This is a genomic window from Runella salmonicolor, from assembly GCF_024158025.1.
GTDB classification, from domain to species: Bacteria; Bacteroidota; Bacteroidia; order Cytophagales; family Spirosomataceae; genus Runella; species Runella salmonicolor.
This window is the reverse complement of the sequence record NZ_JAMZEL010000027.1, coordinates 12,989-35,886: the sequence shown is the minus strand read 5'-3', so window position 1 is coordinate 35,886 and position 22,898 is coordinate 12,989. Positions and strand designations below refer to the sequence as shown.

Below are 22,898 nucleotides of genomic sequence, written 5' to 3'. Positions count from 1 at the left end.
AGACGTGGAAGTGTTGGCGACACCATTGGCGGGCAATAAGCCTCCAGTAGCGGTCGACGATGCGAACGTAACGACGAAGAACACCTCGGTGAGCGGTACGGTAGCGTCCAACGACAGCGACCCCGACAACAATACTCCATTGACGTTCAGTACGTTGGGTAGTTTAGTGACGGGCTTGACGCTGAACGCCGACGGCACGTATACTTACGTACCCGCGACGAACTTTGTGGGTACGGTGAGTCAGAAATACAAAGTGTGCGACAGCGGCAGTCCCGTAGCGTGCGACACGGCGACGTTGGTCATTACGGTGTTAGAGCCAGCGAACCAGAAGCCGCTTGCGACGGACGACATCACGCAGACGCCGCAGGATAAGCCAGTGAGTGGCAATGTATTGCCGAACGATTTAGACCCCGAGGGAGGCGTATTGACGGTAAGTACCACGCCGACGACTCCACCGACGAAGGGAACGGTTGTACTGAACGCTGACGGCAGCTATACCTATACACCTAATCCCGGGGTAACGGGGACGGATAAATTCTGTTATCAGGTGTGCGACAACGGTAATCCAAGCCAATGCGATACAGCGTGCGTGACGATCAACATTCTACCGTTACCGACGTTGGCCAATGACAAGCCAGTAGCGACGGACGATAACAGTCAGACGTACCAGAACACGCCCGTGGTGATTGTGGTGAAAGCCAACGATTTTGACCCCGATGGCAATAGCACGTTGGGTGCACCGACGAAGTTGAGTGATCCAGTAAACGGAACGGTCGTCTTCAACGCTGATGGTACGGTAACGTACACACCCACGACGGGCTTTGTGGGCAAAGACAGCTTCACGTATCGGATTTGCGATAATGGAAGTCCAAGTTTGTGCGACACGGCGACGGTAGACGTGGAAGTGTTGGCGACACCATTGGCGGGCAATAAGCCTCCAGTAGCGGTCGACGATGCGAACGTAACGACGAAGAACACCTCGGTGAGCGGTACGGTAGCGTCCAACGACAGCGACCCTGACAACAATACTCCATTGACGTTCAGTACGTTGGGTAGTATGGTGACGGGCTTGACGCTGAACGCCGACGGCACGTATACTTACGTACCTGCGACGAACTTTGTGGGTACGGTGAGTCAGAAATACAAAGTGTGCGACAGCGGCAGTCCCGTAGCGTGCGACACGGCGACGTTGGTCATTACGGTGTTAGAGCCAGCGAACCAGAAGCCAATTGCGACGGACGACATCACGCAGACGCTACACGATACCCCAGTGAGTGGCAATGTATTGCCAAACGATTTTGATCCTGATGGAGGCATATTGACGGTAAGTACCACGCCGACGACTCCACCGACGAAGGGAACGGTTGTACTGAACGCTGACGGCAGCTATACCTATACACCTAATCCAAGGGCGACGGGCACAGATAAATTCTGTTATCAGGTGTGCGACAACGGTAATCCAAGCCAATGCGACACGGCGTGCGTGACGATCAACATCTTTGCGTTTCAGCCGTCTATCAACAACAAGCCAATAGCGACGGACGATAACAGTCAGACGTACCAGAACACGACGGTGAGGCTTGTGGTGAAAGCCAACGATTTTGACCTCGATGCAAGTGGTACGCCCAACGGTACGTTGGGTGCACCGACGAAGTTGAGTGATCCAGTAAACGGAACGGTCGTCTTCAACGCTGATGGTACGGTAACGTATACGCCCACGACGGGCTTTGTGGGCAAAGACAGCTTCACGTATCGGATTTGCGATAATGGAAGTCCAAGTTTGTGCGACACGGCGACGGTGAGCGTGGAAGTGTTGCCGACACCGTTGGCGGGCAATAAGCCCCCAGTAGCGGTCGACGATGCGAACGTAACAGCGAAGAACACCTCGGTGAGCGGTACGGTAGCGTCCAACGATAGCGATCCCGACAACAATACTCCATTGACGTTCAGTACGTTGGGTAGTATGGTGACGGGCTTGACGCTGAACGCCGACGGCACGTATACTTACGTACCCGCGACGAACTTTGTGGGTACGGTGAGTCAGAAATACAAAGTGTGCGACAGCGGCAGTCCCGTAGCGTGCGACACGGCGACGTTGGTCATTACGGTGTTAGACTCTACCAATCAGAAGCCAATTGCGACGGATGACATCACGCAGACGCCGCAGGATAAGCCAGTGAGTGGCAATGTATTGCCGAACGATTTAGACCCCGAGGGAGGCGTATTGACGGTAAGTACCACGCCGACGACTCCACCGACGAAGGGAACGGTTGTACTGAACGCTGACGGCAGCTATACCTATACACCTAATCCCGGGGTAACGGGGACGGATAAATTCTGTTATCAGGTGTGCGACAACGGTAATCCAAGCCAATGCGACACGGCGTGCGTGACGATCAACATTCTACCGTTACCGACGTTGGCCAATGACAAGCCAGTAGCGACGGACGATAACAGTCAGACGTACCAGAACACGCCCGTGGTGATTGTGGTGAAAGCCAACGATTTTGACCCCGATGGCAACGGCACGTTGGGTGCACCGACGAAGTTGAGTGATCCAGTAAACGGAACGGTCGTCTTCAACGCTGATGGTACGGTAACGTACACGCCCACGACGGGCTTTGTGGGCAAAGACAGCTTCACGTATCGGATTTGCGATAATGGAAGTCCAAGTTTGTGCGACACGGCGACGGTGAGCGTAGAAGTGTTGGCGACACCGTTGGCGGGCAATAAGCCCCCAGTAGCGGTCGACGATGCGAACGTAACGACGAAGAACACCTCGGTGAGCGGTACGGTAGCGTCCAACGACAGCGACCCTGACAACAATACTCCATTGACGTTCAGTACGTTGGGTAGTATGGTGACGGGCTTGACGCTGAACGCCGACGGCACGTATACTTACGTACCCGCGACGAACTTTGTGGGGACGGTGAGTCAGAAATACAAAGTGTGCGACAGCGGCAGTCCCGTAGCGTGCGACACGGCGACGTTGGTCATTACGGTGTTAGAGCCAGCGAATAATGTATGTCTGTTACCGAAAGCTTACCTGCAAGGGGCCTTGTTCGGTGTTGTTCTTCCTGATACGTTGATGCGTGACGATTTGCGCACGAAAGGATTGATTCCTGTCACAAGTCCTTACCCTGCCATGGGCATGAGCGGAATTACCAATGCCAATACCACTACTTTGTCTGTGGTAGGGCCAACTAGTCCAGCAGGGGCCAATGCAATTGTGGATTGGGTGTTTGTCGAATTGAGAAGTGGTAATGACTCGACCTTAGTGGTAGACAGTCGTTCGGCTTTAATTCAACGTGATGGCGACATTGTAGATGTGGATGGAGTCAGTTCGGTGAAGTTCAGTCAGGCAGGTTCGGGCAATTACTACGTTGTTATTCGTCACCGCAATCACCTTGGAGTTATGTCCCAAAAGACAGCTTTGAACGAAAGTTGCACGGTGATTGATTTCCGAAAGGCAAATACTCCCACCTTTACTTTCAGCAGTGCCAGTATCAATCAGGCCCAGGTAGTGGTAGAGCAGGGAAGAGCTTTGTGGGCAGGAAATGCACTTTATACCAATACGTTAGACAACAGACACGAAGTAATTTTCCAAGGTAGTGACAACGATGTAAACGTGATTTATCAGCAAGTCATCAATGCTACCGGAAACATTTTTGTCTCTCCTTTCTACAAACTCAAAGGGTATTACGCAGGTGATATCAACTTGAACGGAGAAGTTATTTTCCAAGGGACGACCAACGATGTAGAGTTCATTTACCAGAACGTCATCAAGAACCACCCTGGAAATGTATTGGTGCAACCTTTCTTCAAGATAAAAGAACAGATACCCTAACTAAATAAAAGGCAGAGGTAGGTCTTATGGCCCCCTCTGCCTCTAAACTGAAATATGCACAGACAACAAGAACGTAAAATTAAAATGAAAAAAATTCTAAGATTCTCGTTTCTCACATGGGCAGTTTTGTTGGGGGCTGTTACTTTCATCAAAGCCCAAATTTCTGCCAACACGGTTAAGTACAAAATTACGTACGATGCCACTAATGCTTCCTATACGGCTTGGGTAGTTCCCGATTATTCTGTTCCCAACGTTGCCCCCAATAATTTTAATACAGGGACCACTGAAAAAGGAAGCACGGCCCAATTTACAATTGTGGTACCGAAAAACTTTGTTATTACCCAAATTACCGACATTAAAGGGACCTGGGCTAAGCCAAGCGATTCGGGTTTTACTAAATTCGGTCCAGGCAATGCTGGTCAAACTTGGACAGGACTAGACACTACACTGAATTACTATGTGGTGGGCAAAACTCCTGCCGAGACTGACTACGGTACTTTTACTGCTGGAACTCCCGTGGCTTTATTTAGCTTTAAAGGTAATGGCTGTTTTGGCCCTGTAAAACCATTGCCCCCTGGTGACCCATTTATCTCAGCTGCTGATGCAACCTATTCCTTAAATGTGGCCAATAGCTTTTACTCTCGTTCTGGTCAGCCTTCAGGAGGAAACATCGTACCTTTAGAACAATTTGTCGCCATTTTGGGACCAGTGGCTTCTTGTGCTTCGCCCATAATTTACGCTTATGACGATAACAACATTACCAATAAGGGCGTAGCTGTAGCGGGGAATGTACTACTCAATGACAATACAGGTACGGGTACAGGACCTTTGGTAGTGAGCACTACACCGGTGCAGCAGCCTAGCGTTGGTACGTTGAGCCTCAACGCCGACGGTACTTATCTCTATACACCTACTGCTACTTTTGTAGGAACCGCTATCTTCAAATACCGAGTTTGCGACAGTGGAAGCCCTGCTGTTTGTGATACCGCTCAGGTTTCTATCATCGTGCGGGACCCAGTTGCGACCAATAATCCACCAATTGCCTTGGGGGATATAGCAGTTACAAAGTTCGAATTACCAGTCTCAGGAAATGTATTGACTAATGACATAGACCCTGATCCAGGACAAACATTGACTGCTACTAAACTAACCGATCCTACTAATGGTAGCGTTTCATTCAATGCAGATGGTACATATACTTATACACCCTTTCCAGGCTTTTTTGGCAATGATAAATTTACCTACCAAGCTTGCGACAATGGTAACCCACAGTTGTGTACGGCCGCAACCGTAGATTTAGAGGTATTAGGACGTGATGCTAGTAATTCGCCACCTCTTGCTAACGACGATGCCTTTATCAGGACACCTACTGGTACGGCTGCGGGAAATGTTCTGATCAACGACAAAGACCCTGAAGGAGACCAAATTACGGTGAATACAACGCCTATATCAGGTCCTTCCAACGGAACGGTAACGCTGAACGCTGATGGCACGTTTCTTTATACGCCCGACGCTGGTTATACAGGCTTCGATCAGTTTATATATGAAGTCTGTGACAATGCTAACCCAAAAGGTTGCAGCCAGGCCACTGTTTATATTATTACGGGCCTTACTGTTCCTGGAAATGCCGACTTGAAAATAACCAAAACGTTGGTAGGAAGCAAAACCCGGGCCCTCAATGACGTAGTAAGCTATCAGATAGTGGTCAAAAATCAGGGGCCCGACCCTGCCACAAATGTAGTAGTGAAAGACAGTGTGGGGGTAGGATTGCAATTGACAGGGGGAACTCCAACCAAAGGTACGTTTACTACGCCGCTTTGGACCATCCCTGTGCTGGCCTCGGGCGACAGTGCCTTATTGACTGTAACGGCAAAAGTGATTGCTGAGGGAATATCTTTTAACTATGCCATAGTTAAAAGTCTAGACCAAACCGACGCAAACAAGGCCAATAATGAGGATCAGACCTGTGTGACGGTTCCCTATAAATTGTGTTCGGGTAATAAATTGGAAGCTTCTGTCCCCACGACTTATACAAATGTGGTCTGGTTTAAAGGAGCAACTCAGGTGGGAACAGGAAATACAATTTTACTGTCAGAAACGGGGAGTTACACTTTTACGGCTACGAATGTGGCGTGTCCTATTAGTGGATGTTGTCCATTAATCATTGAGGCTGGCGACAATTGCTGTCCAGTTAATTTCTGTGTGCCAGTAATTGTCACCAAAATTAGAAAGTAACATCATGAGCAGCACCTCGACAAGTAGTGCTGCTCATACAAAATAGACCACTATGAAAAAATACCTGTTATTGATTGCTTTTTGGGGATTGGTTAAGACAGTGATTGCACAGGAATTGTCTTCATTCCGTGTTAAATATTTAGTCACCTACGACGAGTCCAACAAAACTTACACGGCATGGGTAGTGCCTGATTATGATACGCCCAACGTCCATAATCCCGATACTGAAGAAAAAGGAGCTACGGCTCAGTTTACGCTGAAAGTACCAGCAGGCTTTGTGTTGTCGAATCTGAAAGATATTCGAGGCTCGTGGGATAAAAATCCTGCGAAATTGGGGCAAGAGTCCGCTTTTTTAAAGGCAGGTTTGAGTAGTAACTATGAATACTATGTGATTGGTAAATCAGCCAACGAAACGAATTATGGTGCATTTAAGCGAGACGAACCAGTAGCACTGTTTAGTTTTGAAGGAAGTTCTGCTGCAGAACATCCAGAGCAAGTACAGGTATTGGATAGGAATGACCCTTTCATTCAGATTGCAGATAAAACGTTGTCGTTGAATGTGGGTAATAGTTTTTACTCACGATCAGGGCAGCGTCCTGCCGCATCAGCCTTACCTCTAGAGCAATTTGCGCAGCCGACTACGTTGAACCTTGTTTTGAGGGACTTGGCCGCCCGCCTTCTCCAATCGGAGGGTGTTGACGTTCTGCCTGAAGAGCGTAGTTTGATTACGTATCCTAGTCCCGCAACCACCCTATTGACGATCAAGTACTTTTCGGAAGTAAATGATGCGCCTGTTGTCTTTGATTTGATTGACTTAAAAGGCACTACTCTACAAAAGCACCGTTTGCAAGCTAAAAAAGGGGTCAATACCCTCCTTTTATCAATTGATAAGCTATCTTCGGGTTCCTATCTGATTCGTACGGAGCTAAATAAGCGAATAATAACCAAAAAATTTGTGAAGGTAGAGTGATGGAGGATGAATAGCTATCTCTAAAATAGCTTCAACCTAATTAATCATGTCTTTCAGACCTGCAACATAATTTATAAAACATGTTCTAATGGTTATCGACTACAATCAGGTCGATCTCCTATGGGGGTGTAGTGCTACGTACCATCCCTCACGAGCTTACGTAGCACTTGGCTTCCGAAACTCAGGTAACGGGAGCTTTTCTACGTGTTTGCCCTTGTGGGCGTTAGGTTGCCAATTGCGCTTGATAGGATATATAGGAAACCCTTATTCGCTCTTGAGGACCTCCACTGGATTGCTCCTCGCTGCCTTCATCGTCTGCGAACCGATCATAATGAATGCAATCAGCAATACCACCAGCAAACCCACCAACAGCTCGGTGATTTGGACGGGTGTGTGATACGGAAAATGGGTGAGCACAACGTTTACGAAGTAAAAGTAAGTTACGGGCAGTGCGATGAGTGTCGATAACGACAGCTGTATGAGGAAACTGCGGCTCAATAAGTAAATAAGGGTAACAGAGCTTGCGCCCATCACTTTGCGGATGCTGATTTCCTTCAGCCGGGTTTCGGTCGTAAACGCCACCATGCCGAACAATCCCATTGATGCAATCGAAATGGCTAGGAATGAAAGAAAGCCAATGATTTTGATTATGGTTGAGAATTCGCTGTATGCCTCTTCTATTGCTTGGTCATAAAATTCAGCCTGAAATGGATGAACACGGTCGATTTTCTTCCATGCCGATTCGATTTTAGCCATGGTCGTCGGAATATCCCTACTTTGTATTTTGGCATTAATGATTGCTCTGTCTTCGGGTGTCCAGAACATGAAGGCTACTGGCCCCACAAGGTTGTCGACCTTTCCGTAGTGAAAGTCTTTCATTACGCCAACAATGGTCATCTTGCGTGTTCCGTGGAAACTACTGAATGTGATTTCTTCCCCGATTGCTTTCTGGGGGTCGTTGCTGCCAATGTTAAATCGTTTTAAGACTTGTTGGTTCACGATTACTTCTGTAGCGGCGGTGGTTGTAGTGGGTCGTGCCATAAAATTTCCGCCCGCCACGAGCTTGTATTCGTGCAGCGTCAAATAGTTTTCATCGACGTGGTTGGTCATAACCAAAACGGAGTCTCGCGAATTTTTGTATTTCATAAATCCACCCCAGGCATTTCCAACGCTGGTGATGATTAACGACCGCGACAGGGCCGTAACTTCTGGCATCTCGCTTAGTTCTTTGAGAAGCGCATCGGGTTTATTACCCTGCATATTGATGTTTAGGATGTTTTCGGTGCGGTATCCCAGGTCGAAGGCAAGGATGTTTTTATACTGAACGTAGCCAATAGCGGTGGTGGTTATAAAAATCAAAGTGAGCGAGTATTGAATCACCACCAGGGCGCGTCGGAGGGTGACGTGTTTGAACACTTTTACCGAGGATACATTCCTGAGCGCACTGATTGCGCTGACTTTCGAAAAGAATAGTGCGGGCATAAGGCCTGCTATCACACCTACCGTAACCGAAAAGACGATAAAAGCTGCGACCATAAGCGGAGTAAGCTCCAGCTTCACCATGAGCTGAATCTCTGGAGCCAGATTTATCAGCAGGGGGCGCATGAAGAGAAAGATGAAGTATGAAAGAAAAAGGGCGGCTAGGGAAATCATAATTGCTTCCACTAAAAATTGTTGCCATACCTGACTCTTTCCAGCGCCGATAGCTTTGCGAAGCCCTACTTCCTTAAAGCGGCGCATGGCACGTGCTATCGAAAGATTGGTATAGTTGAAACACGCCGACAATATCACAATGAGTGCAAGCCCGCCAAGTATCCACAGCATGACCAGAGGCATGTGAGGACCCACGGAGCCAGGCCCACCTTCGGAGTGACGGAGATTCTCTCCGACCACAATATCGTATAAAGGAAGAAGCTCAAGTTGGATTTCAATGTTTTCTTCGGCGAGATTTTCTTCCTTTGCAAGGGCGTCAAGCTGCGACTGGATAGAAGCTCTGTCGACATTTTCGGGCAGCAGGAGGTATACATAGTTCGACGACATGCTTGTCCATTTTTCGAAGTTGTTGTTGGTCTTATTGAGCTGCTCGGCGGTCGAGAGCGACACCAACGCTTCGAACTTGATGTGCGAAAAAAAGGGCACGTCCTTCATTACCCCGGTCACCTTGTAATCAAGTGCATTGAAATTGATTGACTTACCAAGCGCCGTTTGGTGGCCGAATAGCTTTCTCGCTGCGGTCTCTGTAAGAACAATCGAGTAAGGGTCATTTAGGGCCGTGTGGGGGTTGCCTTCCAACATCGGAAACGTAAATACCCTGAATAGTGACGGATTCGCCCAGAAGCCCTTGATAGGGAGAATGTTGTCGCCAACTTTCGCGTCTTGCGAAAAGTCGTTGTGCATAATAGCCACGTCTTCAACGCCAGCTACTTTCTGTTGGATAAGTTTTGCGGTCTTTATTGACGTGGTGGCAAACTTGCCGCTTTGCTCATGATTTTCGGTCAGTATGTTGGTAATACGATAGATTCTCTCACCGTTGTGGTGGAACCTGTCGTAAGAACGCAGGTCGAGCATAAACGCGATTAGCAGTAACCCTACCGACATACTTATAGCAAGGCCAACAATGTTGATGGCCGAGAATAGCTTGTTGCGCCATAAGTTGCGTCTCGATGTTTTGATGTAGCTTCCAATCATGTTCCCGGTTGATAAAAAGGTTAGCGAATAGCTAGGCAATAGTTTCCGATGGCAAGAATACTAAGGTATTATCAGCTGCATGAAAAAATGATGTAAACCGGGATAAAAATGGGATGAATTGTGTTAATCACAACTTTGCCTCACACTAAAAAACACTTGGATGAGGCTCATAAAAAGCCGCTCTATCGGTTCATTTTATGAGTCGATAGAGCGGTGTAGCAGTTTTTCGCTTTTTCAAACGGTATTTGTTAAACCTCCCAGCCCTTTCGATAGGTGCGGCGTAGGTATTTCTCGGCAGCGGGATAATTCGGGAATTTCATTTTGACAGAATCCCATTCAAGCAATTGGTCGGGAACACGAATCGCCACCGTACCCAACAATACCGCTTCGGTCATGGGGCCCGATTGCGCAAAGTGAGATTCGGTTTTTTCACCACCCAAACACGCATCCACAAAATGATGATAATGGTTGCGCTCGGCCAATGTGGGCAGGGTGTAGTCTTTTACTTTACCGTTGGGGAAAGGAATGACTACGGGCATTTTTTGGTGGGGAATCAATAACGCGCCTTCCGTACCAATCAACATCGCCGATTCGGCGGGGTATTCGCCGTCTTTGTATAAATCCCGGATTTCTTGCGGCGGGTAAAACTCACCGTCAAACCACTCAGCCTGAAAGGTGTTTGAAGCGGTTAGTTCATTGCCCGGAAATTGCCACGTAATGTGGTTTCCCTGCGGCCAAGTGTCGGCACGGCGCTCGGGGGAGTCTTTCCATGATTTTTGGACTTCGGCAATCACCGACAGTGGGGCTTTCATGCCGAGGCCTTTCCACACTGCATCAAAAATATGGCAACCAATGTCGCCCGACCAGCCCGTACCGAAATCCTGCCACGTACGCCAGATGGCGGGGTGATAAATGTCGGGCGCGTAGGGGCGCACGGGTGCGGTGCCCAGCCACTGATCCCAATGCAGATGGGCGGGTACTTCGTGGGCCTCCGTGGGGCGCGGACCCACCAATCGGTATCTGGCTACGGCCCCTGGGCGGTTGGAACACAAATAGGCGTGTTTTATTTTGCCAATGATACCCTGTTTGATTAACTGCACTGCCGTACGGTCGCCCATACCAGAGGCTATTTGCGTGCCAAGCTGGGTCGTAACGCCCGCTTTGACGGCGGCTTTGGTTAATTCCCGAACCTCAGCTACATCATGACACATGGGTTTTTGGCAATACACGTGTTTTTTTCGGTGGATGGCCTCTACCGCAATGGGGAAGTGGTTATGGTCAGGCACACTGACGTTAACGGAATCAATGTTGGCCGATTCGGCCTTGAATAATTCGCGCCAGTCGGTGTAGGTGCGTGCGCCAGGAACAAACTCAGCGGCACGTTTGAGGTTTTTTTCGTCTACGTCACACAGCGCCACGATTTCCACGTTTGCGTGTTTTTTGAATTGTTGCAAGTCGCCCCAGCCCATTCCACCCACACCAATACAGGCATGACGGAGTTTTGACGGGGCCGCATTGGCCTCCGAACTAAACAGGAGTGGAGCGGCCATGGCGGCGGTGGCGGCTTTGACCAAAAACTCCCGCCGCGATTCGGGGGTAGGTTTATTTTTCATGTGGTTATGAGGTTTAGATGATGTTATAGGTTGAAACGTATATGAATAACAGCAATATAAGGCATCGCCTATTCTTTTTTTACCTGTTATTGCCTGAAAATTATACTACTTACTAGCCGTGTGCTAGGAATAGTTTGTCAGGAAGAATCTTTTGAAATTCTATTAGGCATTAAAAAATTCGATTCTTTAATATGAACCTGAAGAATGTATGCTGAACTTAATTCTCTTGGCTACGCAAATTCCCACCCTATGACTTCGGGGTCGGTATGAGATGTGGCATAGCTGACAATGTAGTCTTCGTGGCGGCGAGTAGCGAGAAAATAAAGTTGACCATTTCGGTGTACCTGACTGGGTATGGCGGGTACTTGTTTCATGTCATCACAAAGCCCTTCGCCCGTGGCTTTCAGCAAAGCTTCCTTTCGGGTCCAAATCGTGTAGAAATTGTGTCTGTGATCTTCTTTGGTTGAAAGCATTGCAGATTCTTCCTCCGAAAAACAGGCATCGACAACGGGCTGAAGGTCAAAGTCAAGGTTGTTTTTTTCGGCATCAATCCCCACCTCAAAAGGGCTGAAAGCAAGATAAATATGGTCGCCAGAATGACTGAGGTTAAACTCCTGCCCCTCAAAAAAAGGTTTATGGGTGTGGGTCTTCGAAAAAATAATCTTTTGGGGGGCAAGGCCCGTTTGCGCGGCTAAGATTTTCCGTAAAACGTACTTGCCGAGCAGGTATACTTCACGGTTTTTGGAGTGGAAGAAACGGCTGGCGCGTGCCGTTTCTTCCGAGTTCACATTCGCTAAAATGGCATCTTCCAGCGTCACGTAGTGGTTTCTATGGATAAAAACAATTTGGGTTTTTACCTTTTGTAGTTCTAAAAAAGCCTCGGTATCCCATTCCCGAAAAGAAAATACCTCCATTATTTGATGATAGGCTTGTTGAGAACCTTTTGTAATTTCCGGGCAAACACCCGGTCGTTGGGAGGCAGAAGGAAAGTCTTATGGTCTCCTGGGACGTTGGTTATCATCAAACCTTGGGGCGAATACGGTTTCCAGCCCAAGTAGACGGGGTCATCAACGTAATAAATCCTTTTGGCCACTCTGAAAAGGCAAATCACGTCGTCGTAGGGAGTGAGCTTATAATTGAGATAGGCGTTTTCATAATGACGATTAATGCGGTCTTCCAGTGGAATGGGGGTGCTTTTGTCAGGAATGGCTTTATTAAGCATTGATTTAACCTTTGCTTTTGAGATATAGGCCTGATAGCGAAGGGTTTCCTGAGGGTCTTTTATCAAGTTTTGAAAGATAAATGTAAGCTTTTTGGGTTGTCTTAAAATCTTGGTTTTGTAACGTTCAAGGGTCGATAAATGGTAGTCCTCGTTGTCGATAAACGTATCAATCATTCCGAGAAGTTTTATCTTTTTACCCATCTTTTTCAATTGTTTGGCCATTTCGAAAGCGATCACTCCGCCCAGAGAGTAGCCCACGATGGCGTATTCATCTCCCAGATTAGCTTCCAGAATTTCTTTGTTGTAGATTTCAGCAATGCCCTCTATGGTGTCGGTTTCTATTTTTTTGCCGTCAAGACCGAGGGCCTGAAGACCATAAATGGGCTGCTCTTCGTCAAAATAGGAGGTCAGCGGAGAGAACATCAACACGTTTAGACCTGCCCCGTGGACTAGAAAAAGGGGCGTTTTGGTGCCGCTGGGCCGGATGGGAACCAGTGCCCGGTAGGTAGCCTTTCCCTGGATTCGGTCGAGGGCGGCGGCAAGCAATCGAACACTTGGACTTTCAAAAAGAATAGCAAGTGGAAGTTTTTTACCCGTTACCTGATAAATTTGCTGCATTACTTGCGCCGCAATCAATGAGTGCCCACCGACTTCAAAAAAGTTGTCGTCAAGCTCAATGTCGTTATTGTTCAGTGCTTTACGCCATACCTTTGCGACGGTCGATTCGGTCGTAGTATACGTAGAGTTTACTTTGGGCGGAGCTGGCGCGGGCAGATTTCCGGGTAATTGTAAACTGTTTTTGTCAATTTTTCCGTTGGGTGTCAACGGAAACTCTGGCAAAACAACGTATTGTTCAGGAATCATATAAGCTGGCAAGTAACCTTGCAGCAGTTGTTTCCAAGCGGCGGGCGTCATTGCTTGCCGGTTGGGCTCCGATGTATAAAAAGCGGCAAGCACCGTAATGTTGTTTCGGGTGACTGGCTTGACCACTGCCTGCTTTACTCCGACATTGGCAAGCGTCATGCAGTGTTCAATTTCGCCGGGTTCAATCCTAAACCCGTTGATTTTCAGCTGTTGGTCTATCCGGCCAAGGCATTGAATCTCGCCGTTTTCCAAGAGTTTGCCCAAATCGCCTGTTTGATACATTTTTTGCTCGGGCTGATTCAAAATGGTGTCGGGCAAAAATCGTTGGGCCGTAAGGGAAGGTTGGTGCAGATAGCCCCGGCCTACGTTGTCACCGGCAATGTATATTTCACCCACGGCTCCGTCGGGAACGAGCTGTCGCTGCTCATCGAGCAGGTAAATGCGAGTGTTGAAAATAGGCTTTCCGATGGTAATGACTTCATCGTTGTCAGAAATTTTCTTGACCGTTGCCCAAATGGTGGTTTCGGTAGGACCGTACACATTCCAAACTTCATTTACTTTGCGCAACATCTTTTTCGACAAATCTTTCGACAAGGCTTCTCCTCCGCAGATTGCTTTGAGTGGCAACGAAAGATTGTCGGCCACGTCGAGGATGCTATTCCAAACCGAAGGCGTGGTTTGTAAGACCGTAATTTTTTCGTTTTGAACACACTCAATGATTTCGCGGGCATCTTTTGAGTCGGCCGAATTGAGCATGACCATCGTGGCCCCCGAAATGAGCGGTAAAAAAAGCTCAAGGTAAAAGATGTCGAACGAGATGCTGGTGATGGAGAGTAGCTTATCGTCGGAGGTCATTCCGGGCGCGTGTTTCATGCTCAGCAGCAAATTGACGGCATTGCGGTGTTCAATCTGCACGCCCTTGGGTTTGCCCGTCGAGCCAGAAGTGTGCAAAATATAAATCAAATCGCGACTGCTTCGGGAGAGCGTCGGTGGGGTCGTTTGGTACGTTTTCAACAATGGAATAATCACCTCAATGCAGAGGGTATTGATGACCGACTCAAACCGAGTTTTGAATTTGAGGGACGTAATCAGCGTTTTTGCGCCCCCATCTTCCAATATATAATTGACGCGTTGGGACGGATAATCTGGGTCAATGGGCTGAAATACCGCGCCTGCTTTTGCAATCCCCAAAATGGCCACTGGCAGATACAGAGAGCGCTCCAAGGCTAGCCCCACAATGTCGCCGTGGCGGATACCGCTTTCGATGAGATAATGCGCAAATTGATTGGCTTTAGTCTCTAGTTCGGCGTACAACATCTTTGTTCCCTTAAAATTAATCGCCACCGCCGAGGGGAAGTCCGCTGCCGTTTCGGCAATCAGCTGGTCAACGGTTTTATGGGCTGGGTAGGGCGTTAGGGTATCATTTAAGGTTTGGTAGGTACGGCCGTCGGAAATGGGCACGATTCCTGGCAGGTTGCGGAGCAGGATGGCTGGTTTTTCGACCACCTGTTGCAAAATAGCTTCAAAATGCCAGTGTAACTTTTGGATTGTTTCAGCCTTAAAGAGGTTGGTATTGTACGACCACTCAAAGGTCATTTCGCGTTCAGAGCCGCTGGCATTCAGAAAGAATTCGAAGGTTTCGTAATGGCGCGGATTGCTGATAAGCCTGTAAGAAAGTCCCTCAAAATGAACGTCGTTGGTCATGCCCAAGTCCACATTGAAAGATACGGGCACGAGCGCAACCCGCGACGGGTCGCGGGGGATATTGATGAGCTTTAGTAGACTGCCAAACGTAAGCTGCTGATGCTCATAGCAATCCAAAATCGCCGACTTGCGGGCTTTCAGATAGTCGGTAAAAGACTGTTCGGGGGTAGGAGCACTCCGCATGGGCAACATATTGACGCAGTGACCAATGAGGTGGGTATGGCCCGTCACCGACTGTCCAGCGGTGGGCAGTCCAAAAACGATGTCTTTTTGCCCAGAGGCCTTATACAAAAAGACCTCAAACGCCGCAATAAGGGTGGTGATGAAACTGCATCCGTTTTGGGCTCCCACTTTTTTGAGTGCCGCCGCCAGCGACGGAGCAATGGGGTAATCATTACGTTGGCTTGAGTACGAACGAGTGGCCGGCCGGGGAAAATCGGTCGGAAAATCAAAGACGGGTATGTTGTTTTTAAACTGGTTTACCCAAAACTTTTTAATGGTTGCGTACTCCTCCGTTTGCTCGAATTGCTTGCGCTCGTTGGCATATTGGGCATACTGAACCGCAAGCGGCAGCGCGGAAAACGTATTTGTAGCATAGGCCGAATACAACTTCCCGAGGTCTTGTAGGAGGATACCCAACGACCAACCGTCAAACAAAATGTGGTGCCCCGTCAGCGTAAACTGCCACGTATCAGAGCCTGTTTTGATAAGGTATGGCCTAAACAACGGTCCTTTAACGATGTCAAAAGGCGTATCGGCTTCTGCGTCGGCGAGGCGGCGCAGGTAGGCTTCTCGCTCGGCGGGGGCGAGGGGAGAAACATCGTCTTCCGTTAATTGGAACGATGGCGTTTCAAAAATGATGATTTTTTCTCCGTTGGCGCTGATGGTTGTCCTGAGCGATTCGTGGCGCTGGACTAAGTCAGCAAATGCCTCTCGAAAAGCAGGAACGTTCAGGTCGCCTGAAAGCAGTAGCGTAAACGATTCATTATAAGCCCGGTTGGCGTCATCTTCGCCGATAAGCGTAGAAATAAAAATTTCTTTCTGTGATTCCGTTGCGGGGGCTGTTTTTTCAATTTTTGTCCCTTCAAAAGGGTTGTAGTCAATGGGGGTAAAGTGGTAGGCAATATGGGTCATAACTCAAATCATTTTCTTCATGGTTCTATCTTTAAATATTTTCCGGGACGTTGAGCATCTGTAATAAACCAAGCGGGATTTCCTTCTGAATCCAGCCCAAGTTGGGCACCCATGACGGGCGGTTGGTTGTCGTCTATACGAAGGGTGACTTCTTTTTTCTTTTTCGGAACAGGAATCAGCTCGGCATCAATCAATTCCTGAACGCTTTGTTCAAATTGGGCTATTATTTGGTCAATATCATCTTTGGTGTGCGCTTCGGTAAGAAAACAGGGGAAGTTTTCCCAAATATGAATCCCTTTGGAGCGCATCAGAGCAAAAACAAGTTCATTGTATGGATATTCTTCTTTCAGTTTTAGTTTCCATAACGAACCGAAATGAACACCGTAGAGCGGAATATGGTGCCGTTGACAAACGTCATTCAGCTTCTGTACCAGATATACGGTTTTTTCGTTGAGTTCGTTTTGCAAGGCAGCTCCTTTTTCTTTCATGTATTCCAAAGATGCCTTGGCCGCCGCAAGGGCCAGTGGATGCCTCACAAACGTGCCCGCAAAATAAGTAACGCCCGCCTCGGGAATAGATTCATCGCCGTACTGCCAGAACCCGCCGTCGAGGGCATCCATGAAAGCTTTTTTGCCCGCAATGGCCCCAATCGGTAAGCCGCCGCCAATCACTTTTCCGTAGGTGCCCAAGTCGGCTTGAATACCAAAAAGCGCCTGTGCGCCACCCGAGTGCGCTCGGAATCCCGTAATTACTTCATCAAAAATCAGAACGCTGCCCGACATGGCGGTTATCTGTCGGACTTTTTTGAGGAAATCAACGGGTTGAAATTCTGGGCGTCGGCTCTGGACGGGTTCTACCAACACCGCCGCTAGTTCGTCGGCTCGCTCGCTGATAATCCGTAGACTTTCGTCGGTGCCGTAGTCAAGAATGAGCATATTTTGTACTGCTTCGGGCATGATGCCCGGGGCGGCGGGGAAATTTTTTCCGCTTTTGGTTGCACGTACAATTACTTCGTCGTTGATGCCGTGGTACGAACCCGTAAAAGCGACGATTAACGAGCGCCCCGTCACGGTTCGGGCAATGCGCATTGCACCCAATACGGCTTCCGAGCCAGTGTTGCAAAGTGCCGCCCGGTCGAAACCCGTAAATTCGCAAATAAGGTCGCACACAGGCCCCGACAGTTCGTGCTGCGGGCCAATTTCGTAGCCTTTGTCCATCTGCTCCTTAATGGCCCGGGTCAAAACCTCGGGTTGGTAGCCAAGCATATTGGAACCAAAACCGTTGAGCGCGTCGATGTATTCGTTGCCGTCAATGTCTTTTACCCTGCTTCCTTTTGAACTGCTTACCACGATGGGATATACAATTTCTTTGATTACGGGTTTAAAACCAGTGACTACGCGGGGGTCGGCCATAGAGGCGCGGTGTTTTTGCGTGTACTCTTTGCTTTTGGCCGTTTTGTGGTTGTAATCGGCGGTAAACGCCCGGATAAAATTCTTTTGGGTGTCGTTCAGTGTCGTCTTTTGGCGTTCAATCCGGGCCGTTGCGCCAAAGGGTTTTTTCAGCTCGGCGGCTTCGTCGGGACTGATGCTAAGGGGCGTCAGGGGTGGAGGAGAAGCCACTGTTGGAACGGACGGGGACGCTTGCGGGGTGCTTCCGTTGGCTTGAAGCAGTTGTACTTGTTGCGTAAGTACCTGTAATTGTTGGGCAATTTGGTCCAACGCCGTCAACGGGCCTGTATTGGCCACCACCTGTGGGAGCATTGGCCGTACGGCTGCGGGCGCAGGGGTATGGACTGGGGCGGGGGTAAATTTTTCAGCGGGCAACTGCTGGTCAAGGTAAGCCACCAACGCAGGAATGCTGTCGTACTCTTCGCTTAATTGACGAAAACTGACTGGAATGGAAAACTCTTTTTTGAGCGTAAGCGACAATTGGGTCAGCAGCAGAGAGTCAACTCCTAAGTCAATAAAGGAGCGTTTTTCGTCGGTGTCGCCAAGTTCAATCCCTAACGCATTTTCCAGAATTTGCCTTATTTTTTCGGATAATAGCGCGCTTCTGTTCACGGGCAGAGGGGTATTGTCGATAATGGGGGTGATTTCAGGAGGATTGATAACGAATGAATTTATGGGTTGTTCGGTTATAATAGGTTCCAACCAGAGCCTTTTTCGTTGGAATGCATACGTGGGCAAGGTGGGAATCTTGGGCAATGACGCGTCGTTTATCCCGTTCCAATTCGGTTTTAGGCCCAATTGCCACAGTTTCCCCAACGCTTGTAAAAGCTGTTTGGTTTCAGGACTTGCTGCGGTAATGCTTTCCAGCGCCACCCAACGCTTATTCTGTTGTTTGATGTAAGAAGAAAGCACACCCCCCGGCCCTGTTTCCAAAAAGATGGGATTGGATTCTTGGGCGGCAAAAGCGATGGCTTCCGAAAAACGCACCGTAGCCCGTAGGTGGTTGGCCCAATACGATGGCGAGGTGGCTTCACTATCTTTTAAGTAGGTGCTCGTAACGCTCGAAATGATCGGGATTCTCGGTGGGTTTAGCGTAACGGAAGCCACAACGCGTTGGAACGGTGCCACCACAGGGTCCATTGCGGCAGAATGAAACGCATGGGTAGTGTTGACGGGTGCATGGGCAAATCCAAGGGTAGCCACCTTTTCAGTCAAGCGACTTATTTTTTCGGGAGTACCAGAAAATACATGGTTGTTTGGGGAATTTATCAGTGCGTGAGAAATGCCTTCTTCCAATAAATCGGCCACCCGCTCTGCGGGAATTCTGACGGCAAGCATGGCGCCTTGGGGCAGTGCGCTCACCATGGTTGCCCGCGTAGCTACTAGCTTCAACGCATCTTCCAGACTAAACACGCCCGCGAGGTGCGCGGCCACAAATTCTCCCAGACTATGACCAATAAACGCCTGGGGTTTGATTCCCAGACTCATCCAAAGCGTAGCCAGCGCGTATGAAACCGAGAACAAAGCGGGTTGGGCGTACAGGGTATTATCGACGGTTTCTGAGCTAGGTTTTTCTTTTTCTGGATAAAGTACTTCTAAAATATCGCGTCCCGTTTGGGTCATTAAAATGGCGCGGCAGGCTTCCAATGCTTCCCTAAACACGGGAAAACGGACGTATAGCTCCCGCCCCATGAACGGATAATGTGTGCCCTGTCCAGGAAAAACAAACATCACTTCCGACGAATCGGTAACTGCTGCTGCGTGTGTTGGCGGAGTAGGTTGTTGCATTGCTGCCTGTAATCCAGCGGCATCTTTTGCCACCGCAAACCGTTTGAAAAGGTATTCTTTGCGGGTTGCTCGGAGGGTGGCACCCACCGAAGCAAGCGAAAGTGTCGGGTGATTATTTAGGTAAGTGGCCAACTTTTGCCCATATTCGGTGGCGCTTTGCTCCGAATGTGCCGACCATGTAATCAATTGCCAGTCGTCCTCGGTGGGTTGTGGAACGGGCACTGGCGCAGGGTAACTTTCTACTACAACGTGTACGTTGGTGCCGCCTACCCCAAACGAGCTGATACCCGCCCGCTTTTTCTCTCCTTTCCATTCGTTCAATCGGTCATTGACGTAAAAAGGCCCCGTTTCTAGTTCGAGGGCGGGGTTTGGGGTTTGGTAGTTGATGGAAGCGGGCAATACCCCATGTTGCATGGATAGTGCCGTTTTGATTAACCCCGCCACGCCAGCCGCGTGGGTGAGGTGCCCAATGTTGGATTTGACGGAGCCGATGGCGCAAAAATGATTGTGCTCCTGCGGCCCAAACGCCATTTTAAGCCCTTCTATTTCAATCGGATCACCGATGGGCGTGGCGGTTCCGTGGGCTTCTATGTAGCTGATGGTGGCAGGATTGACGGCGGCATCACGGAGGGCCAGCGCAATGGCGATGGCTTGCCCGTGGGCGCTGGGAGCGGTAAAACTTCCTTTTTCGCCCCCGTCGTTGTTTACCCCTGTCCCTTTGATGACCGCGTAAATAAAATCGCCGTCGCGCTTGGCTTCGTCGAGCGATTTGAGCAAAACCACACCTGCGCCGTCGCTGAAAACGGTGCCAGTGGCGTGGGCGTCAAAGCTTCGGGTGTGCCCATCTTGGCTAAACATGGCCCCTTCTTGGTACAAATGCCCGCTTTCTACGGGGGCGGTGATGCTCGCTCCCCCCGCTATGGCAACGCGGCATTTTCCAGTACGGATACTTTCTGTCGCTTCGGCCACGGCCAAAAGTGAAGTAGAGCAAGCCGAGAATACGCCCACGGCGGGGCCTTGCAGGTTGAGTTGATAGGCGGTTCGGGTGGCGATATAATCTTTTTCTGATACCGTATTGACTTGGAATTGACCGATGGTTTCCAGTTTATTTTTGTTGGGAAACACATTGTTCAAATAGTATGTATTGTTGCCGCAGCCAGCAAACACCCCCACGGATTGGTTTCGATTGTTTAAAAGATAACCAGTGTTTTCCAAGACTTCATAGGCGATTTCGAGGAAAATACGCTGCTGAGGGTCCATTACCTCGGCCATTCGGGGAGGGATTCCAAAAAAATCGGCATCAAACTCTTTGATGCCGTCGATGATTCCCCGGACGGGTACGTATGATGGGTCCCGTTTGAGGGTATCGGGGATGTTTTTGTTGAGTTCTTGGGGTGTAAAAAAACGAACGGTTTCTTGGCCGTTAACCAAAATATTCCAAAATTCATCGATGGTGTCGGCGCCCGGAAAACGGCACGCCATCCCGATAATGGCTACGTCTTTTTGTTTGGTATCTGAAAATGGAGCGGCGGGCAACTCGAATTTTTTTTCATTTCCAGCCAGAAAAATAGAAATACCTGAAGGCGTAGGAAACTGGTATAATTTGGTGATGGGCAACTGATAGCCGTATCGTTGTTGTAAAAGCACAACGGTTTTTTGGGCCAACAATGAATTGCCACCGAGTTCAAAAAACGAATCGTCGGCACCGAGGTGTTCCAGCAGCAAAAGTTCTTCCCAAAGCGCAACGGTTTGCTGCTCAATCAGCGTGGTGGGCTTCCGGTAAGGCACTTGCAAGGCGGGGCGTTGGAGCGACGGTTTGGGCAGAGATTTTCGGTTTACCTTGCCGTTGGGCGTTCGCTTGAATTCACTGACTCGCACAAACCCCGACGGAACCATGTAGTCGGGCAGGAGGTCTGCAAGCTGGTTTCGGAGTGGCAATTCTTGCTCCTCTTTGTCGGAGGTGAAGTAGGCAATTAACCGGTTTTGGCCCGGAATGTCTTTGTTGACGGTCACTACCGCCTGCGTCACATTGGGTAGCTTAGTGAGCGCAGCTTCTATTTCACCGAGTTCGATGCGATAACCCCGTATTTTGACTTGGTCATCTTTGCGGCCCAAAAATTCGAAGTTTCCGTCGGGTAATTTGCGGGCCACGTCACCTGTTCGGTATATCCGTTGCGGGCTACCTTGAGGAGGCTGCCACTGTTGAAATTTTTCGGCGGTTAGCTTCGGTTGGTTCAAATAGCCTTCGGCTACACAAACTCCGCCGATGCACAATTCGCCTTCTGTCCCGTCGGCAACTGGGTGGAGTTGTTCGTCAAGAATAAAGATTGAAACATTGTCGATGGGCGTTCCGATGGAAGGTAACTCAGGCCATGAATCTGGCGGGCCATCGAGCGCGAGCTGGGTTACGACGTGGCATTCCGTGGGGCCGTATTGGTTGAAAAGTTGGCAATTGGGCAGGGCCGAGAAAAAAGCGCGCAGCTGCGGCGTTATTTTGAGTTGTTCGCCGGCCGTTATTACCTCCTTTAGAGAAGATGGAAAATACTGGTTGCTCACGGCAGTCTCTGCCAATAATTGCAGCGCCACAAACGGCAGAAAGATGCGGTTGATACGTTGCGCTGCAATGAATTCCAGTAAGCCCAACGGATTTAAACGCTGGTCATCATCAATTAAAACCAAAGTGCCACCCGTGCTGAGCGTGGCGAATATTTCCTGAAACGAAACATCAAAACCCAAAGGTGAAAATTGGAGCGTCTTGGTGCCTTCTCCACAACGGCTGTTGTTTTTTTGCCACTGAATGAGGTTGATTAGGGCCTCATTGCCCATACTTACGCCTTTAGGAACGCCAGTAGAGCCAGAAGTATAAAGAACATACGTAACTGTCGAAGCAAGGGAGGGGTATTGGGGGGCTATTTCTTCAGCGCTTAATACATTAATGATATTAAGCTTTTGATTAAAAATGGTTTCTTCCTCGGTTGAGTATAATCCAGTTCGTACGTCGGCCTCTTTTAGGATTTGTTTTAATCGTTCGAGTGGATAAGACGTATCGAGCGGCAGGTATGCTTTGCCAGCGTGTAGCGCTGCCAACACATAAACAATCATGTCGATGGAGCGGGATGCACTTACAACAATGGTTTTTTCTGGAATGTGGGCTATCTTAGAAGAAAGCGTAAATACCTTTTCGGCAAGCTCACGATAGGTAAGTTGTTGGTTTTGATACTGTATTGCTACTGCATCCTTGGAAATTGTTAATTGTTTTAGGAAAAAATCAATTACGGTATAAAGGGAAGGTTGATCGGGCAAAGTCATTTTAACCTGTTAATTTCTCATTGACTGTAGACAAAGATAGTTTGTTTTGGTATAAAATTTGCCATTTTTTAGTATA

Annotated in this window: 8 protein-coding genes; 3 read left to right on the top strand and 5 right to left on the bottom strand. The window is 48.9% G+C overall.

Going from position 1 to position 22,898, the window contains the following annotated elements; genetic code table 11:
• From NCI00_RS29085 to NCI00_RS29075, 3 genes are all read left to right on the top strand, one after another.
• Nucleotides 1–3,847: Ig-like domain-containing protein (locus NCI00_RS29085; RefSeq protein WP_253533443.1), on the top strand; the 3,847-nt coding region annotated here is incomplete at its 5' end.
• An 84-nt stretch (nucleotides 3,848–3,931) separates the two neighbouring features.
• Complete coding sequence (locus NCI00_RS29080; protein WP_253533442.1) at nucleotides 3,932–6,082, top strand: Ig-like domain-containing protein; 2,151 nt, start codon at nucleotides 3,932–3,934, stop codon at nucleotides 6,080–6,082.
• Between the two features lie 52 nt (nucleotides 6,083–6,134).
• Nucleotides 6,135–7,052, top strand: a complete 918-nt coding sequence (locus NCI00_RS29075; RefSeq protein ID WP_253533441.1) for a T9SS type A sorting domain-containing protein — start codon at nucleotides 6,135–6,137, stop codon at nucleotides 7,050–7,052.
• Between the two features lie 264 nt (nucleotides 7,053–7,316).
• Here NCI00_RS29075 and NCI00_RS29070 read toward each other — a convergent pair whose 3' ends face one another.
• The 5 genes from NCI00_RS29070 to NCI00_RS29050 all read right to left on the bottom strand — a co-directional run bounded on the left by NCI00_RS29070 (nucleotide 7,317) and on the right by NCI00_RS29050 (nucleotide 22,822).
• Entirely contained in the window at nucleotides 7,317–9,740 is a 2,424-nt protein-coding gene (locus tag NCI00_RS29070; protein ID WP_253533440.1) for an ABC transporter permease, read from the bottom strand.
• A 248-nt stretch (nucleotides 9,741–9,988) separates the two neighbouring features.
• Nucleotides 9,989–11,353 (bottom strand): Gfo/Idh/MocA family protein, encoded by a 1,365-nt coding sequence (locus tag NCI00_RS29065; RefSeq protein ID WP_253533439.1) that lies wholly within the window; start codon nucleotides 11,351–11,353, stop codon nucleotides 9,989–9,991.
• Between the two features lie 230 nt (nucleotides 11,354–11,583).
• Entirely contained in the window at nucleotides 11,584–12,267 is a 684-nt protein-coding gene (locus NCI00_RS29060) for a 4'-phosphopantetheinyl transferase family protein (protein WP_253533438.1), read from the bottom strand.
• Nucleotides 12,267–16,277, bottom strand: coding sequence for a non-ribosomal peptide synthetase (locus NCI00_RS29055; RefSeq protein WP_253533437.1), 4,011 nt, complete (start codon nucleotides 16,275–16,277; stop codon nucleotides 12,267–12,269). The genes NCI00_RS29060 and NCI00_RS29055 overlap by 1 nt, the downstream gene beginning before the upstream one ends.
• 17 nt (nucleotides 16,278–16,294) lie before the next feature.
• Nucleotides 16,295–22,822 (bottom strand): polyketide synthase, encoded by a 6,528-nt coding sequence (locus NCI00_RS29050; protein WP_253533436.1) that lies wholly within the window; start codon nucleotides 22,820–22,822, stop codon nucleotides 16,295–16,297.
• Between the last annotated feature and the right edge of the window lie 76 nt (nucleotides 22,823–22,898).

Excerpts from the sequence above, each read along its gene's own strand:
- NCI00_RS29050 (WP_253533436.1), bottom strand. The coding sequence starts at position 22,822 with ATGACTTTGCCCGATCAACCTTCCCTTTATACCGTAATTGATTTTTTC.
- NCI00_RS29060 (WP_253533438.1), bottom strand. The coding sequence starts at position 12,267 with ATGGAGGTATTTTCTTTTCGGGAATGGGATACCGAGGCTTTTTTAGAA.
- NCI00_RS29075 (WP_253533441.1), top strand. The coding sequence starts at position 6,135 with ATGAAAAAATACCTGTTATTGATTGCTTTTTGGGGATTGGTTAAGACA.
- NCI00_RS29065 (WP_253533439.1), bottom strand. The coding sequence starts at position 11,353 with ATGAAAAATAAACCTACCCCCGAATCGCGGCGGGAGTTTTTGGTCAAA.
- NCI00_RS29055 (WP_253533437.1), bottom strand. The coding sequence starts at position 16,277 with ATGACCCATATTGCCTACCACTTTACCCCCATTGACTACAACCCTTTT.
- NCI00_RS29070 (WP_253533440.1), bottom strand. The coding sequence starts at position 9,740 with ATGATTGGAAGCTACATCAAAACATCGAGACGCAACTTATGGCGCAAC.
- NCI00_RS29080 (WP_253533442.1), top strand. The coding sequence starts at position 3,932 with ATGAAAAAAATTCTAAGATTCTCGTTTCTCACATGGGCAGTTTTGTTG.